Here is a 15,722-nt window from a genome sequence, read left to right as displayed (position 1 = left end):
ATCGCCTCCGAATCGAGACTGGGCCCGTTGATGAGTTCGCTGGAGCGGTCACGCGTCTCGCTGCGCTACATGGCGAGCCTGCTGTCGGGCGGCAACGAGGAGATCATCCGCGACGTCTATCGCAAGCTGGTGGCGGTGCGGGTGTACATGCGGTCGAAGAAGGTGAAGGATATCCCGGACGAGGAGGTGCAGCGGGCGCTGGCCGAAGGCAAGACCACGGCGGCCGAGGTCGAGGCGATCTGGCGGCTGACGTCGATGCCGACCTTCGAGGAGCGGTTCGTGGTTCCGCCGATGGAACGTGAGACGGCGGTCGATGCGCTGTTCCCGCAGCTCGATCCGGTCTCGCACAACTACCCGATCCGCAAGGGCGCGGTCGGTGCCGGCTTCCACACCGACCCGGCGAGAGGACCATAGCGCCCTCTTCGCGCGACGCGACGCAAGACAACGGTTGGGCTTCGGCCCAACCGGGTCGGCTTGGCCCGCGACGGCGAGGTCGGTCGTCATTATCGGCACAGGTGCCTTGCGGAAGACGGCTATCGCCGACCAACTGCTCTGATGATCCGGCCTGTGTCGGCTCTGATTATCGCTGGGAAAGCTTCTCCTTCACAGCGGTCAATTTTTCATATCCGCTCCTTGTCAGGTAGAGCAGGTCTTCACGATAATTGTCGCAAGGATTGTCACAAGGTAAGCCGTTTGGCAGGCGACGGCTGACACGTCTATAGCCCGATAATCTGGAATTCCTTTCTGCTTTCTGCCTCGAAAGAGCGACGCATTCATTTCTGAAATTGCTTCGGCCGCACCCTGCATATTCTGGCCACGCGGAAGCAAAGATCGCCCACCCCGAGGCCAATCAGGTGAGGCGCACGTTCCACCGGTCCGCTCCATTCTGGCGCCTGCGATTGTCGATGCCGGGCACCAGAAGGCCGTCCGACAGCACCTCCCACGTTAAGCACCACTTCCGCCAGCGAAAGACCAGGATATGTCGGGTGGCCCGCGATGCCAGTGCGGGGCACTACCTGCCTCTCGACTCCTTGCCTCGGAAAAGGGCATGATCCGCCCAACTCGACCATAGCTCCCAGCATGCGAAAGCTTCCAATGGACGTCATGAACAATCCCGACAAGCTGAGCGTCGTCACAGTGACGGCTTCACGTCCGTTGATCCGGCCGGACGGTCGCTACGCCATTGAGTTGGCGACGGCCGAACTAGGGTCCATCGCGTTCGAGGTCGACGAGTTGGCGCTTTTCGCTCTGCGTCAGGCCATCGGCGAAATCGAGACCGAAATGAACCGGAGGCCGGGACGAGCCTAGTACCGCCGATTTGAAATTCCTGCACCACTTGCAGCGAGTTCGTCTTCGGGAATTTCAAATCGAAAGCGGTACCAGAATCATAAAGTTGCTTAGTACCCTTTGCTTTCCGAAGTTCGTTAAGGGAGTGTTGCGGTGTCTTACGAACTTCGGAAAGCGGGTACTAGCGTGGCCCGCTTCCTTTTCTTTTTTGTTTAGCCGGCGTGAACCTTTTTCACCTGTCGCAGACATATCGGTGACCGGCGTTACATTCTTTTCCTATCAATTCGACTCCAAAACCGGCAGGGCCGTCCTATTTGACGGCCCGTTTTCTATTTCAGCGGATATGGGAAGGTGCCGGTAATAAACTGGTAGCAATGAAACCACTTTGCCTGGCCCGCGAAACCCAGTTGAAACATTCAGTGAGCTATCATCCCAAAAAAGCGTAGTGGGAAGCGTCATGATGGAAGCCACAATAGCCGCGCTGCTGTTCGTCAGTGCCGCCGTGTTCTTTGCTCACGCATATGATGCCCTTCAACAGGACTGATATGGCGCGCTGAGCCTCGGCTCGCACGCCGAGTCTGAAGCCGCCTAGCTGGCCGCAGTGTCAGCCGCCGCGGGAAGAGCCCCCACCGCCCCTTCGGCGGCCGTCCGCAGCCACGAACCTCTCGGTTGTGATGTCCGACCGTTGCGCCGGACGACGCCCCCGCATTGCCAACCGGCCGTTGTCCAACTCCAGCCTTTTTCTGATCGCTTAATCGTCGGTGAATTCGTTTCCTGCCGGTTTTCTGTTGCGGGGACTATCTTGCTGGAACGACGAAAAGCACTCCGACACCGAACCTTCAAGGGCGCTTCGATCGAGTTCCGTGGTGGCGCGATTGATTGCACGGTCCGGAACCTGTCCGAAAAAGGCGCGACGCTCGATGTGGCAAGCCCGGTTGGAATTCCGGACCGATTTCACCTCCACATCAAGGGCGACCCTGCCCGTAAGTGTCACCTGATATGGCGCAAGGAACTTCGGATTGGAATCGAGTTCGACGAATCGTCCGACCTGAAGAGTTGAGTATGCCTAAGATTGTCTACAACGACTGCCTTGGTGGATTTGGCCTCAGCTATCGCGGCGTCATGCGATACGCTGAAGTCAAGGGCGTGAAGCTGTTCGCCTTCACAGACAAGCGGGATGAGAACGGAATCATTCAACTGGGTGATGCGAAGATACGCCTCGCCTCGCCTGAGGAGGCCGACGACGCCTTCCCTGTCTACTACTACACATCCGACGCTCCCTCGGATCGCAACGCTTTCAATGTGAACGACATCGATCGCGCCGACCCAGCCCTCGTGCAGGTCGTCGAGGAACTCGGCGACGAAGCAAACGGGATGTGCGCGAAGCTGCATATCGCGGAATTGCCGTCCAGGGCACTCTATCGTATCGACCGATACGACGGTCGGGAGTCTGTGAAGACGAATTATGATTATGAGTGGAATATAGCGCCCTAAAGGTCTGGCTTCGCGACCGGCACGCACGGCTCACGCGGGAGGAACCCGATCGCCGCTGCCGAGTTGACGATGATCGAGGGCGAGGGCATGGCCGCTTCGCGGATCATGACCGCCAACATCGCGCCGCTAAGCTGGATTGCCAATGACGGCCGACATCCGCAAGGGAATGCCATCCGTCCAATTGACGAAGGATGAATTTGAGCGGCGGTTCCGCGCTCGTTTTCGCGATCCAGTCTTTACCGACCTTGGTCCTTCCCTGCAGGCCATTATCGATGCCGCCTGGGACGGCTATCGCCATTCACGCAAGGCGCCGCTGACGCGCAAAGCCGGCCCCGGCTTTGCCGACCCGGATTACCCGATCGCGAACGACTGGCTCGCCGCACGGGACGCCATCCGAAACGCACAGTCGCAGCACGACGATCCCAAGCGGCCGCCGCGCATCCTGATCATCAACGGTTCGCCGCGCAGCGAGCATACGTGCCCCGGCGAAATGTCGAAGACCTGGCGGTTGGTCGAACTGGCCGCTCCGATTTTCGGCGAAATGGGGTTTACGGTCGACATCCTCAATCTCAGCCGCCTCGCCTCCGAATTCGGCAAGACCATCCACCCCTGCAAAGCCTGCGTTTCGACGTCGATGGCATTGTGCCATTGGCCATGCAGTTGCTATCCCAACTACGCGCTCGGCCAGACCGACGACATAATGAACGAGATCTACCCGCTGTGGGTCGCGGCGCACGGAATCATGATCGTCACGCCGGTTCATTGGTATCAGGCGCCGACCGCCCTGAAGGCGATGATCGACCGGCTGGTCTGCGCGGATGGCGGAAATCCCGACCCTTCGTCGACCCACGGAAAGACCGTGGCGGAAGCGAAGGCACTCGAGTTGCGCGGATGGCCTTATCCGCGGCATCTTGCCGGCCGCCATTTCTCGGTCGTGGTTCACGGCGATAGCGCGGGCGCCGAAATGTTGCGCCGCGTATTGTCCGATTGGCTCACCGATATGTCCCTGATCGCGGCAGGCCGTGTCGCCGAGTTGGACGGATTTGTGGGCTATATGGAGCCTTACGCGACCTCGCATCAATCGCTCGATACCGACGGGGCATTCCAGCAGGAAGTGATGAATGCGGCCCGCGCGCTCGGGAACGCCGTGCTGCTCCATGAGGCCGGGCGGTATGACTCGCCGTCCGCCGGGCTGGTCGATCCGGAACCCAAATAGCTCAACCCGGCATGCGGGACGCTTGCGCCGGCGCGAGAGGAAAACGCATGATGAACCGGGCGCCCCCACCGGGACCATCCTCCACGACGATGCTCCCATGGTGGGCTTCCACGATCTTCTTCACGATCGACAATCCCAGTCCTGCGCCACCGCTCGCACGCGTGGATCGCCGCCAGAAACGCTTGAAAATCGATTCGCGATTCTCCGGCGGCACACCGTCGCCATTGTCGATCACGCTGATCGACCCATCCTGCCCAACGATAATTTCGATGGCAGTGCCCTCGGGGGTATGATGGAGAGCATTTTCAACGAGATTACGCGTCGCGCGCCGGATCATCTCCGCGTTTCCTTTCACTAGAATGGGCTCGTCCGGGCATGTCAGCTCGATGCTTTTTCCTCGCTTCAGCGCCAACGGCGCGATGAACTCCGCAACCTCGATACAGACGCCGTGAAGGTCGGCGATACTGTCGGGATCCACGACCGCCGTCTCAAGCTCCGTGGCATCGAGCAACTGACTGACAACCCGGCTCATGTTCTCGACGTCGCGTCCCAGGGCACGGCTCGCCTCGCTATGCGGGAGAGTTTCAATCCTCGTGCGGAGAATGGCGAGAGGCGTCCGTAATTCATGTGCTGCGTCGGCGGCAAACTCACGGTGGCTGCGGAAACCAAGCTCCAGCCGGTCGAGAGCCTGATTGACGGCTTCCACGAGAGGCAGAATCTCGGGGGGCATGTCATCGGTCGGCAGGCGGACATCGAGGCGCGTCGGACTGATGTGCTTCGCACGGTCCGAAGCCTTGTGGAGCGGCCTGATCGCAAGGCGGAAAATGACGAGATCGGCGCCCAGCAGGAGAAGCAGAACGGGAACGATGATCCAGACCACCTGCTGCAGAAAATTGGTGAGAACGTCGTCGACGATCACGTCGCGATGCGACAATTTCTCCGCGACCTGGATCCAGACGGGATGGCCGTCAATGTCCTTGCGGGCGCTGGCTCCCGCGATGGTCTTTGCGCCGCCCGGGGTTCGCGCTCTGTGCGGAACAATTCCGATCGCATTCGGATCGATGGCAAAGAGCGGCTGCTTGCTCGCGTGCGATGAGAAGATCACCCTGCCCTCGCCGTCGATGATCGCATAGCTGTAGCGATCATAGGTGTCGGAATATTGATCGCGTACGCCGTCCGGCAGATGCAGGGACCATCCTCCCGTCGATGCCGGCCCCAGGTGACGGGCGAAGATCTCGATCTGAGCCGCCATCGTATTCAACTGAAGCGTTGCGACGTCCGACGCCAGCGACCAGTGCAGCACGAACCGCAAAAGAACCGCCGCAACAATCACTGCCACGACATGAAGAGCGACGATGCGCGACAGGATGGATTTTCGCAGCGCCATCTAGTGCCCTGAATCTGCAGTTCGCCTCATTGTGCAGCGCCCTCCGGAGCGAACTTCAGAGTCGAAAGGGCCCTGGAAATTTATAATTCCAGTGTGGTTCAGCTCAGAAGTTCGCTTGAAGCGCTCGCAGAGAAAATGAAGCGAACTTCTGAACCACCACACTAGTCGCTCTCCATCATCACATAGCCGACTCCCCGAACGGTGGTGATCCTCACCTTTGCGCCGATATCCAGGAGCTGCTTGCGCAGGCGATGCACATAGACCTCGACGGCATTGGACCCGACATCGCCGGTGAGACCGAAGATCTGGTCTTCGAGAACTTTTTTGGAGACGACACTGCCCTTCCGGCGCAGCAGCAGTTCGAGGACCGCGATTTCCCGAGCGGAGAGATTTTGAGGCTTCATGTCGACGAACACCTGTCGGCCTTCGGTGTCGAACGTCACGTTGGAAAGCCGCAATGAACTGCCGAGCAACTGTCCCGGGCGCCTGAGGAGCGCTTCGAGCCGCGCCACCAGTTCGTCAAAGGCGAACGGCTTGACGAGATAGTCATCCGCTCCGCTTCGAAGGCCGTTAACCCGATCTTCCACGCCGCCGCGTGCGGTGAGTACGAGAATCGGAATGGGATCCTTGCGATGCCGCAGTTCGCGCAGGATCGAGAGCCCGTCGCCATCCGGCAAGCCCAGGTCCAGAATTAACGCGGCATAGCGGGTCGTTCCAAGCGCGCTTGACGCGTCCGACACGCTGGCCAGAAGATCGATCTCGTAGCCGGCCGCCTGCAGCCCCTGCGCCAGAAGGTCCGCCAGTTCCTCGCTGTCTTCCACGATCAGAACCCTCATCGAGACGACGGGCTCCTCGGTCTGCCAGGTGCCGTGGCGGGCGACGGGAGAACCACTGCTGCGATCATTTCAGCCCTGCCGATCCGGCGTTGTAAGCTCTGTGTAAGGTCGTGTCATGAATAGCATTGTAAGGCACCCGTAAGATGCAGCTCCTATAGCAGATATGCCGTGCCCCGGATCGAGGTTTCATCATGCTCGTCCGCAAAATCGCTTGAGCCGGCAAGGTCTTGAGCCGAAGTCATCGATCGCTGACGAGGCCGACTGCCTCTCGGCATATCAAGCGGAGCACAAGGAAGTGGAGACACGAAGCAATGCTTCGTCTGGTGTCATTCTGGCGAACGTGGACGGTCCCACGAGCCGTTATCGGCCTGTCGACCATACTGGTCATGATCGCGGCGGGCGCTATCGTTTTGAAGATCGACCGTGGCAGCGCCGCCCGCAGTTCATCGTTGGACAGCGAGATCAAACGGGCCGACGGAAAGCTGCGCCTCACCGCATCGCAATGGAGCACGGTGACGGTGCAACCTGTCGGACAAAAGGCGTTCCGTTCGGAATTCCGCACCGAAGGAAAGATCGCAATCGATCAGAACCTGTCGACCCGCATCTTCGCGCCATACGCGGGCCGCGTGACGAAATTGATGGTCGCGCCCGGTGATGACGTTCAGAAAGGCCAGCTTCTCTTTGTGATCGCGGCGGCGGACTCCGTCGACGCCCAGAAGGATTTCGTCGTCGCTCTGACGAGCCGAAACAAGGCGGTTTCCCAGGTCAATCTCGCGCAGATCGTCGAGCGACGGATGTCGAACCTCGCGAAGGACAAGGCAGCGTCGCAGCGAGAATGGCAGGAGGCTCAGGCCAACCTCACCGCGGCCGAGAACGATTCCCGTTCGGCGGAGATTGCCCTTCAGGCCGCGCGCAACAGGTTACGGCTGGTCGGCAAAACCGATGCGGAAATCGAAGCGTTCGAGAAAACGGGCGCGCTGACACCGGATGCTCCGGTGTATGCGCCGCTCTCCGGAACGGTTCTGCAACGCAAGGTCGGACCCGGGCAGTATGTCAGCGTGGGAGGGAGCGACAGCGATCCGGTGTTCCTGATCGGAGACACCTCGAAGGTCTGGATCGCAGCCTATGTGCGCGAGACCGACGTCGCCAAGGTGCGGATCGGCGAACGGCTGACGTTCAAGGTGCTGACCCAGCCGGATCGCGTATTCGAGACGCGGATCGACTACGTCGCTCCGGGAATCGATCCGGACAGTCGCCGGCTTCTGGTCCGCGCCAGCATCGATAATGCCGACGGACTGCTCAAGCCCGAAATGTTTGCCAGCGTCACAATCGTCACCAGCGATGGGAGGCCGACGCCGGCCGTGCCTCTCGATGCCGTGATCTATGAAGGAAGCGATGCGCGCGTCTGGGTGGTCGGCGACGATCAATCGGTCGAATTGCGCCAGATCAAGCTGGGTCTTTCGAGCGATCGGATGATTCAGGTGCTGGACGGACTTTATCCGGGCGAGAAGATCGTTACGCGCGGCAGTCTGTTCATTGACCGGATGACAACCGCTAAACAAACTTGATGAATACGGGCATCCCGCAATGATCGACCCGATCGTCGCGTTTGCGTTGAGGCAGCGCGTTCTGATGCTTGTCGTGTTCGTCATGACGCTGGCCGGCGGTCTTGCTGCGTTCAAAGTCCTGAACATCGAGGCCTATCCCGATCCCGTTCCGCCCATGGTTGATGTCATCACCCAAAGCGCGGGACTTTCGGCCGAAGAAATCGAACGCTACATCACGATTCCGATCGAGACGCAGCTTTCCGGCGTGCCGAACCTACGCGTCATGAGAACCATCTCGCTTTACGGCCTGTCGGATGTCAAACTGCAGTTCACCTATGACTTTACCTATGACGAGGCGCTTCAGCAGGTCCTCAACCGCCTGGCGCAACTCTCCGGATTGCCGGACGGCGTTCAACCCACCATCAGCCCGGTCAGCCCCATCGGCGAAATCTATCGTTACAGGCTGGTTGGTCCGCCCGGCTACAGCGTGCTCGACCTGAAGACTCTGCAGGACTGGGTTTTGCAGCGCCGCTTCCGTGCCGTTCCAGGCATCGTGGATGTCGTCGGCTGGGGCGGAAAGACCAAAACCTTCGAGTTGCAGGTCGATCTCGACAAGCTCATCGCCCACAACCTCACGCTGTCGCAATTGTTGCAGACATTGCGCAGCAGCAACCTGAATGTCGGCGGAAACATCGTCAATCTCGGTACGCAGTCGGCAGTCGTGCGCGGGGTCGGCCTGATCCGCTCGGTCGACGACATCAAGAATACGATGCTGACCCAGGCCGGCGGCAATCCGGTTCTGATCGGCGATGTCGCCACCGTGATCGTCGGTCATCAACCCCGCCTCGGTATTGCAGGCCAGGACAATGACGACGATATCGTCGAGGGCATCGTTCTGATGCGCCGTGGCCAGCAAAGCACCCCGACGATCGAGCGGGTAAAGACGGAGGTCGAGCGCATCAATGCGTCAGGCATCCTGCCGCCGGGCGTTCGAATCGAGCGCATCTATGACCGTCAGGATCTGATCGACACGACCACCCATACTGTCCTGCACAACATGCTGTTCGGCATTCTGCTGATCTTCGCATTGCAATGGGTGTTTCTCGGCAATCTTCGAAGCGCCCTGATCGTCGGCGCAACGATCCCGTTCGCGCTGTTTTTTGCCGTCGTCATCATGGTTCTGCGCGGAGAATCCGCCAACCTGTTGTCCGTCGGAGCCATCGATTTCGGCCTGATCGTCGACGCGACGGTCATCATGGTGGAGCGGATATTCCGGCAGCTCGGGCATGAGGCGCCCGCTCCTTCATCGGTAGAGGGCGAGGCCGGTTTCAGCGGAAGGCTGCTCGCCATCTATACTGCGGCTATCAGCGTCAATCGTTCGATCCTGTTCGCGACCGGAATCATCATCGCCGGGTTTATTCCGCTTTTCACCATGAGCGGCGTGGAAGGGCATATCTTCGGCCCGATGGCGAAGACTTATGCATATGCCATCGCCGGAGGATTAATAGCCACGTTCACAGTCACGCCTGCGCTCAGCGCACTTCTACTGCCTGAGCATGTCGAAGAAACCGAGACGTGGCTGGTGCGGACGCTTCATCGCTTTTACAGTCCGGTTCTGCAACTCGCCGTCGCGAACCGAAAGCTGACAGCCGTCCTGGCGCTGGCTGTATTTATTCTGGCGGGTGTTGCGATACACTTCCTGGGGCTGGAGTTCCTTCCCAAGCTGGAGGAAGGCAACCTGTGGATACGGGCCACCATGCCGGCGACGATCTCGCTTCAGGAAGGCAATGGCTATGCGAACCGCATGCGCCGCGTGATCCGCAGCTTCCCCGAAGTGGAAACGGTCGTCACCCAGCAGGGCCGCCCGGACGACGGCACGGACGCGGCCGGCTTTTTCAATGTGGAGTTCTTCACGCCGCTGAAGCCGATCAGCCAGTGGCGCGCCGGAGTGGACAAGGAAAAGTTGACGGAAGAAATCCAGGGGCGGCTTGAGACTGAATTTCCGGGAATCGAGTTCAATTTCTCGCAGTACCTGCAGGACAACGTCGCCGAGCAGGTGTCAGGCGTGAAAGGCGAAAACTCCATCAAGGTGTTCGGCAATGACTTGCAGGAACTGACGGATACGGCCGACAAGATCAAGGCGGTGCTCGCCACCGTGCCGGGAATCACGGACCTCGGCGTCTTCACGTCGCTCGGTCAGCCAACCATCCAGATCGATATCGATCGCGAGCGCGCTGCGCGCTACGGGTTGACGCCCGGCGACATCAATTCGACGATCCGGACCGCTGTCGGCGGCGAATCCGCAGGCGACGTCTATGAGCCGGGAAGCGATCGACACTTCCCGATCGTGGTCCGGCTCGCCCCGCAATATCGCCGGAGCGCGGAAGCCATCAGCAAGCTGACGATCGGCGCATCCGGGCCAAAAGGAATCACGCAGATTCCCTTGAGCGAGGTCGCGCGCATCCGGCTCGTGAGCGGCCCTTCCTACATCTATAGGGAACAGCAGCAGCGCTACCTGCCGATCAAGTTCAGCGTTCGCGACCGCGATCTCGGCAGCACCATCGAGGAAGCTCAGCAGCGCATCGCACGGGAGGTGCAATTACCGCCGGGCACCCAACTCCAGTGGGTCGGCGAATTCCGCAATTTGCAGGATGCGATCGGGCGGCTGCAGGTCGTCGTTCCGCTGAGCCTCGCGATTATCGGCCTGCTGCTCTGGATCAACTTCACCTCCGTGCGCGATACGCTGCTTGCACTGAGCGTCATTCCGATGGCCGTGATCGGCGGCGTCTTTGCGCTGTTCCTGGCGCGGATTCCGTTCAGCGTTTCGGCGGCTATCGGCTTCATCGCGCTGTTCGGCATTTCCGTGATGAACGGCATCCTGATCCTGTCGCAGTACAACCAGTTCATCGATTCCGGCCTGCAGCGCATCGATGCGATCATACGAGCCGGAGAAGCGCAAATGCGCCCGGTCCTGATGACCTGCGTGATAGCAGGGATCGGCCTGCTGCCAGCCGCCATGTCCACCGGCATCGGATCGCAGGTGCAGAAGCCGCTGGCAGTCGTGGTGGTCGGCGGGATGACGGTTGCTCCGCTCGTCATTCTCATTGTCTTGCCGGCTTTGATCTCGTTATTTTCTCGTCGACGGATGGTGGCTGACGCTGCCGAATCGGCGTTCGAACCGGCAGAATAAAACCGACTCTGGCAGGCGATCGCAAAAAAGGAAAAGTGGTGGGGGGAGGCTGGCAAAGGGCATTGGCATCCGGCTTTTGCGGGAGCGGATGCGCTCACGCGCGATCCTTTGCGCGTCCCCTGATCCTGTCCGGATTGCTATTTGCCTCGGCGGTGCTTTCAGGCTGTGCGGTGGGGCCTGACTTCAAACCTCAGGCGCCCCCCGAAACCTCAAAATATCTTGCCGGTCCGGCGGCAGATCGCGTGCCGGGTCATCCCCTCGTGCACGACGCGGAAATTCCTCCCCAGTGGTGGGAGTTGTTCCGCTCGCCTGCGCTGAACCGAATCGCGGAAGACGGGATTGCGCACAATGCCGACCTTGCGGCTGCGGAGGCAGCAGTCAGGGTGGCGCAGGCCAACGCGCTTGCGCAGCGCGGCGCTCTGTTTCCGAGCGTGACCGGAGATTTCGAATCCTCGCGTCAGAAGGTGGCGGTCGACCTGTCGTCGCCTCTTGAGTCCGGCGCCAACATCTTCAATCTGCATACCGGTCAGGTCACCGTATCGTACATCGCCGACGTCTGGGGAGGCACGCGCCGCCTTGTTGAATCCGCGGACGCGCAAGCCGAGATGCGCGCGTTCCAGCGCGAAGGCGTCTATCTGACGCTGGCAAGCAACATCGCGCTTGCTGCGATCGAGGAAGGGCGGTTGCGCGGGCAGATCGCGGCGACCCACCGGGTCATTGACCTGCAGTCCGAGGTTCTCAAACTCTTGAAGCGGCAGCAAGAGCAAGGCCAGATCGCCCTGACCGACGTTGCCGCACAGGAAACTGCGGTCTCGCAGACCAGGCTTCTGTTGCCGCCGCTCGAAAGGCAGCTTGCGCAACAGCGTCATTTGTTGACGTTTTTGACCGGACGCTTGTCGAGCGACGCACCGGCGGAAACTTTCAATCTCGGCTCGTTTCGAATGCCGCGCCGTCTTCCTCTCAGTCTTCCGGCTGACCTCGTAAGACAGCGCCCCGACATTCGCGCCGCCGAGGCCAATCTCCGCTCCACCAACGCAATGATCGGAGTGGCGATCGCCAATCGCTTGCCGCAGATTTCCCTGACCGGCAATGTCGGCGCGGCGGCCGCCCGATTTACGCAATTGGCCACGCCGGGAGCCGGTCTCTGGACGCTGGCCGGGAATGCGGCGCAGACCATTTTCGATGCGGGAACGCTGGAAAACAAGCAGGTCGCTGCGGAAGAGGAAACCAATCAAGCCCTCGCTCAGTATCGCAGCGCGGTTCTTGCTGCGTTTCAAAACGTCGCGGACGTCTTGCGGGCTCTTCAGGCCGGCACCCGCGCCATCAGCGCCGCGACAGACGCGCAACGATCCGCATCCGAGAGCCTCGTGCTGCTGCGCAAGCAGGTGGATCAGGGACAGATCAGCGTGCCGCTTCTTCTGGCCGCGCAACAGGCATATCTGCAGACCTCTCTCGCGCGCCTCGATGCGCAGGCCTCGCAACTTGCCAATACGGTCGCGCTGTTTCAGGCCCTCGGCGGCGGGTGGTGGAACAGGGCTGACTCCGGGAAATTCGATCAATCCACGTCCGGCCCCGAGGCCCGGCGGACTTAACGGAGTCTGGCAGGTCATCAGACTGCCCCTCGCGTATCGCGAGGCCTGGCGCGGCAACCGCGGCCTCAAAGGGCCGAGTTGAGACTGTCACTCATCAAGACGAGCCGATTTTCTGAGGAGTTGAGTCCTTTCTGAACGACGCAATCTTCAGGAATCAGTCCCAGTCGCGCTACTCGCGATCTAGCCGTTCAGATTCCCTGCAGATCCGGCCGGCCGCGCACCCTTGAGGGCATGGCTCTCGGCCCGGATCCGGATAGCGAGCACCAGCGCATTCACCACGGTGAAGATGGCCGACAATAAAGGCAGATGAAGAGCGAGCGGCAGAACTGCAATTTCCGCGGCGACAATTGCGTAATTTGGATGCGACAGATATCTGTACGGACCGGATGTGACGAGCGGCGCGTCGGGCAGCACGATGATGCGCGTAGTCCATCGCGATCCCAGCGTTGCGAGTACCCAAAAACGAAGGCCCTGCAGCAAGATAAAAATCGCAAGGGCAACGCCATTCACGTCCTGATCCCGCCCCCATATCCACAATGCGATCAACCACGCAGCATGGGTCGCAACCAGGAGCGGATAATGCTCCGGCGCGATCTCGACTGCGCCGCGCGCCAGCAAGCGGACCGTATTGTATCGGGACAGAACAAGTTCGCTCAGCCGCTGCAGCGTGACCAATGCAAGAATGAGCGTGGCTGCCGTCACGCCGCGTGACGCAGGGCGACGCAGCTTGCGGTGAAGCCGGGACCGAGCGACGTCAATAGCGCGCGGCGCGGCAGGCCTCGTTCGCGGGCGCGTTCCAGCACGAATAGCACCGTGGCCGCGGACATATTTCCGTACTCGGCAATCACCGCCCTTTCATGATCCAGCGTTCCCTGATCGAGCGAAAACGCTCGCTCTATCGCGATGATGACCTTCGTGCCGCCGGGGTGGCAGATGAAGCGGTCGATATCGTCGATCGCAAGCCCCATGCCCGACAGAATCGCCGTGACCCCGGGCTTCATATGCTCAGCGACGAAATCCGGAATCGTGCGCTGGAAAATCACGCCGAATCCCTCGGGGTCGACACGCCACCCCATGATACTCAGCGTATCCGGCCACAAATGCTCGCCGGTCGACTCGATGCAAGTGGCGCCTCCGTCACCGGCGCGCAGCACGACAGCGGCAGCGCCATCGCCGAACAGACTGGCCGCAACGATATTGGCCTTGGTCAATTCGTCATGGCGAACCGCGAGCGTGCAAAGTTCGAGCACGACCAGCAGAACGTTGGTGCCGGGCCGCGCTTGCGCCAGTCGCGATGCGATGGATAGTCCGGCTACGCCCCCCGCGCAGCCCAGACCGAAGACCGGCACGCGCGATACATCTGTCCGGAAGCCAAGTTTGCCGGCGACGCGAGCCTCCAGCGTCGGCGTCGCGATGCCGGTCGAGCACACCGTAACGACGGTGTCGATGTCCGTTACTCTGAGACCGGCACGCTCGATGGCCTTTTGCGCGACGTCGACGAACAACGCTTCCGCGCCCTCCAGAAAGGCCTGAGTTCGTTCCGGCCAGCCGCGCGGCTCGCAATACCATTCCATCGGTTTGACGCCGTAGCGATGTTGTATGCCGGTGTTGGCAAAAAGAGCAGAAAGCGTTTCGAACTGCGGATATTGCGAGCCCAGCAGGAAACGCGCCGCTTCAAGAATTTCCGTCTGATGAAACACGTTGGGAGGAACCCCGGTCGCCATCGAGACTAAAGCGGCCGCGTGTTTCATAGCATTGCTCCTGCTTCCGGCGCCGATATCCGACGCCTCAGATCGACGATCATCAGACCACTTGAAGAGACGAGATGTTTACAGCCAGCCTAACTGGGATCCATGCTCACATGCAGAATTCGTCATTCGACAACAACTCGAACAACGACTTCTGCATCAGCGCGTTTGCATTTTGGCTGTCACCTTGCGGTTCTCGCCGAGGTTCGGCTTTTCTCCGGTCAATCTCGCCTTGGCGAACTCGAAGATGGTCGCCACAGCACTTGCGGGTCCGTCCCATAATTCCCCGATAAAAGGCTCAATCCGCAACAGGCATACATTGGGATCGGCCGGCCCTCCCGGCCACCACACCTCGTCGGTCTTCCGCCACATCGCCTCCGTCTTATCCGCGTCGCAGACGACGAGGGCGCGGCCCGTGATCGACAGATAGGCTTTATCACTGGAATCGATAAAGACGAGACCGACGTCAGGTCTCGTCTCAATCTCCTCATCCTTGGCGCTGCGCCGATCGGTTACGAAATATATGAGGCCAGCGGCACGATCCGGCCTCGCTTCCAAGGGCCGTGCGCGCAATCCATCAGCGAATTGCGTCGTCAGCATGCACACGCCCACGTTTTCGACAATGTCCCAGATCCGATCAAGATCGTTTCGATCGTTCATCGTCGTCACCAGCGCCTATTCAGCACGTCGGCGTGAGTCCGCGCCTCACCAGAACGGCTCGGCCTGGTAATGATCATACAGCCGTTTGTCGTTCTCGCGATTCCATGCCCAGTCTGCATCGTTTCGGTAGTGCGGCGCCTGCTCAAGTTGATCCTTCGTGAGGTTGGTCAGGTAACCGCCCAGGTCCGTATCGTACTTCAGGCTGGCCCATGGCGTAGGATAGTGATCGTCGCCGAGACCGAGGAAGCCTCCGTAACCGAGAACGGCGTAAGCTACCTTGCCGGACATCTTGTCGATCATCACGCGCTCAATGGTGCCAATCTTCTGGCGGTCGGGACCATAGACAGCGGTGCCCTCCACCTTGTCACTGCCAATGAGACTGCCTGTTTCACGTTCTTCCATCATTGCCTCCTGAATGAGTGTCGGAACATCCAACGCGAGCGCGAGAAAAGCGTTCCGAAATAGCGATCCGCCTCGGCCAATGACCATATAGAAAGCCCCGCCGAAGCGGGGCCTCCCATCATTCCTACCAACTCTGCCGATTGTACCAGTCGTCGATTTCCTTCCGCGTCTGATCTTTTTGATATCCGTAGCGCTCCTGGATTTTGCCCTCGAGCTGGTCACGTCGGCCATCGATCACGTTGAGATCATCGTCTGTGAGTTTGCCCCACTGCTCCTTAACCTTGCCCTTCAACTGCTTCCAGTTTCCTTCGACCCGATTCCAATCCATCGTGAAACCTCCTCTCGATGTTAGACCGAACTAAC

The 15,722-nt window shown here is 60.2% G+C and carries 14 protein-coding genes and 1 pseudogene; 8 read left to right on the top strand and 7 right to left on the bottom strand.

Annotated features, from left to right (window positions below):
* The 5 genes and pseudogenes from narH to BGN91_RS11520 form a co-directional block, all read left to right on the top strand.
* Positions 1–414, top strand: a pseudogene (gene narH, locus BGN91_RS11540) (nitrate reductase subunit beta); the annotation flags it as partial.
* Between the two features lie 666 nt (positions 415–1,080).
* Complete coding sequence (locus BGN91_RS11535) at positions 1,081–1,308, top strand: hypothetical protein (protein ID WP_292613249.1); 228 nt, start codon at positions 1,081–1,083, stop codon at positions 1,306–1,308.
* A 781-nt stretch (positions 1,309–2,089) separates the two neighbouring features.
* Positions 2,090–2,347 (top strand): PilZ domain-containing protein, encoded by a 258-nt coding sequence (locus tag BGN91_RS11530; RefSeq protein ID WP_292613253.1) that lies wholly within the window; start codon positions 2,090–2,092, stop codon positions 2,345–2,347.
* Between the two features lie 2 nt (positions 2,348–2,349).
* The gene (locus BGN91_RS11525; RefSeq protein WP_292613247.1) at positions 2,350–2,781 is read left to right on the top strand and encodes a hypothetical protein; all 432 of its coding nucleotides are present in this window, start codon (positions 2,350–2,352) and stop codon (positions 2,779–2,781) included.
* Positions 2,782–2,923: 142 nt separating this feature from the next.
* Positions 2,924–3,997 carry a flavodoxin family protein gene (locus BGN91_RS11520; RefSeq protein WP_292613245.1) on the top strand — a complete coding sequence of 358 codons (1,074 nt, stop codon included), beginning with the start codon at positions 2,924–2,926 and terminating at the stop codon, positions 3,995–3,997.
* A 1-nt stretch (position 3,998) separates the two neighbouring features.
* On the opposite strand, the gene BGN91_RS11515 is transcribed toward BGN91_RS11520, so the two are convergent.
* Together BGN91_RS11515 and BGN91_RS11510 are read right to left on the bottom strand one after the other, a co-directional pair.
* Positions 3,999–5,384: an ATP-binding protein gene (locus tag BGN91_RS11515; protein WP_292613243.1), complete on the bottom strand. Its 1,386-nt coding sequence runs from the start codon at positions 5,382–5,384 to the stop codon at positions 3,999–4,001.
* Between the two features lie 161 nt (positions 5,385–5,545).
* The gene (locus BGN91_RS11510; RefSeq protein WP_292613242.1) at positions 5,546–6,220 is read right to left on the bottom strand and encodes a response regulator transcription factor; all 675 of its coding nucleotides are present in this window, start codon (positions 6,218–6,220) and stop codon (positions 5,546–5,548) included.
* A gap of 311 nt (positions 6,221–6,531) precedes the next feature.
* Here BGN91_RS11510 and BGN91_RS11505 point away from each other — a divergent pair, with 311 nt between their 5' ends.
* Genes BGN91_RS11505 through BGN91_RS11495 form a run of 3 tightly spaced genes read left to right on the top strand, consistent with a single transcriptional unit; the run spans position 6,532 to position 12,549 of the window.
* Positions 6,532–7,788 carry an efflux RND transporter periplasmic adaptor subunit gene (locus BGN91_RS11505; protein WP_292613240.1) on the top strand — a complete coding sequence of 419 codons (1,257 nt, stop codon included), beginning with the start codon at positions 6,532–6,534 and terminating at the stop codon, positions 7,786–7,788.
* Between the two features lie 19 nt (positions 7,789–7,807).
* The gene (locus tag BGN91_RS11500) at positions 7,808–10,957 is read left to right on the top strand and encodes a CusA/CzcA family heavy metal efflux RND transporter (protein WP_292613238.1); all 3,150 of its coding nucleotides are present in this window, start codon (positions 7,808–7,810) and stop codon (positions 10,955–10,957) included.
* A gap of 35 nt (positions 10,958–10,992) precedes the next feature.
* Complete coding sequence (locus tag BGN91_RS11495; RefSeq protein WP_366408500.1) at positions 10,993–12,549, top strand: efflux transporter outer membrane subunit; 1,557 nt, start codon at positions 10,993–10,995, stop codon at positions 12,547–12,549.
* 180 nt (positions 12,550–12,729) lie between these two features.
* Here BGN91_RS11495 and BGN91_RS11490 read toward each other — a convergent pair whose 3' ends face one another.
* The 5 genes from BGN91_RS11490 to BGN91_RS11470 all read right to left on the bottom strand — a co-directional run bounded on the left by BGN91_RS11490 (position 12,730) and on the right by BGN91_RS11470 (position 15,687).
* Positions 12,730–13,251: an isoprenylcysteine carboxylmethyltransferase family protein gene (locus BGN91_RS11490; protein ID WP_292613236.1), complete on the bottom strand. Its 522-nt coding sequence runs from the start codon at positions 13,249–13,251 to the stop codon at positions 12,730–12,732.
* Positions 13,248–14,300 carry a type III polyketide synthase gene (locus BGN91_RS11485; RefSeq protein ID WP_292613234.1) on the bottom strand — a complete coding sequence of 351 codons (1,053 nt, stop codon included), beginning with the start codon at positions 14,298–14,300 and terminating at the stop codon, positions 13,248–13,250. The genes BGN91_RS11490 and BGN91_RS11485 overlap by 4 nt, the downstream gene beginning before the upstream one ends.
* Positions 14,301–14,456: 156 nt before the next feature.
* Positions 14,457–14,957 (bottom strand): pyridoxamine 5'-phosphate oxidase family protein, encoded by a 501-nt coding sequence (locus tag BGN91_RS11480; RefSeq protein ID WP_292613232.1) that lies wholly within the window; start codon positions 14,955–14,957, stop codon positions 14,457–14,459.
* 45 nt (positions 14,958–15,002) lie between these two features.
* Positions 15,003–15,359, bottom strand: a complete 357-nt coding sequence (locus BGN91_RS11475) for a PRC-barrel domain-containing protein (protein WP_292613231.1) — start codon at positions 15,357–15,359, stop codon at positions 15,003–15,005.
* Between the two features lie 124 nt (positions 15,360–15,483).
* Positions 15,484–15,687, bottom strand: a complete 204-nt coding sequence (locus BGN91_RS11470; RefSeq protein ID WP_292613230.1) for a CsbD family protein — start codon at positions 15,685–15,687, stop codon at positions 15,484–15,486.
* Positions 15,688–15,722: the final 35 nt, after the last annotated feature.

The organism is Nitrobacter sp. 62-13 (genome assembly GCF_001896955.1).
Classification (GTDB): Bacteria; Pseudomonadota; Alphaproteobacteria; order Rhizobiales; family Xanthobacteraceae; genus Nitrobacter.
This window is presented reverse-complemented; position numbering and strand designations above follow the sequence as displayed.

Coding starts and splice junctions, on each gene's coding strand:
- BGN91_RS11505 (WP_292613240.1), top strand. CDS start 6,532: ATGCTTCGTCTGGTGTCATTCTGGCGAACGTGGACGGTCCCACGAGCC.
- BGN91_RS11500 (WP_292613238.1), top strand. CDS start 7,808: ATGATCGACCCGATCGTCGCGTTTGCGTTGAGGCAGCGCGTTCTGATG.
- BGN91_RS11470 (WP_292613230.1), bottom strand. CDS start 15,687: ATGGATTGGAATCGGGTCGAAGGAAACTGGAAGCAGTTGAAGGGCAAG.
- BGN91_RS11515 (WP_292613243.1), bottom strand. CDS start 5,384: ATGGCGCTGCGAAAATCCATCCTGTCGCGCATCGTCGCTCTTCATGTC.
- BGN91_RS11510 (WP_292613242.1), bottom strand. CDS start 6,220: ATGAGGGTTCTGATCGTGGAAGACAGCGAGGAACTGGCGGACCTTCTG.
- BGN91_RS11475 (WP_292613231.1), bottom strand. CDS start 15,359: ATGGAAGAACGTGAAACAGGCAGTCTCATTGGCAGTGACAAGGTGGAG.
- BGN91_RS11525 (WP_292613247.1), top strand. CDS start 2,350: ATGCCTAAGATTGTCTACAACGACTGCCTTGGTGGATTTGGCCTCAGC.
- BGN91_RS11535 (WP_292613249.1), top strand. CDS start 1,081: ATGCGAAAGCTTCCAATGGACGTCATGAACAATCCCGACAAGCTGAGC.
- BGN91_RS11480 (WP_292613232.1), bottom strand. CDS start 14,957: ATGAACGATCGAAACGATCTTGATCGGATCTGGGACATTGTCGAAAAC.
- BGN91_RS11520 (WP_292613245.1), top strand. CDS start 2,924: ATGACGGCCGACATCCGCAAGGGAATGCCATCCGTCCAATTGACGAAG.
- BGN91_RS11485 (WP_292613234.1), bottom strand. CDS start 14,300: ATGAAACACGCGGCCGCTTTAGTCTCGATGGCGACCGGGGTTCCTCCC.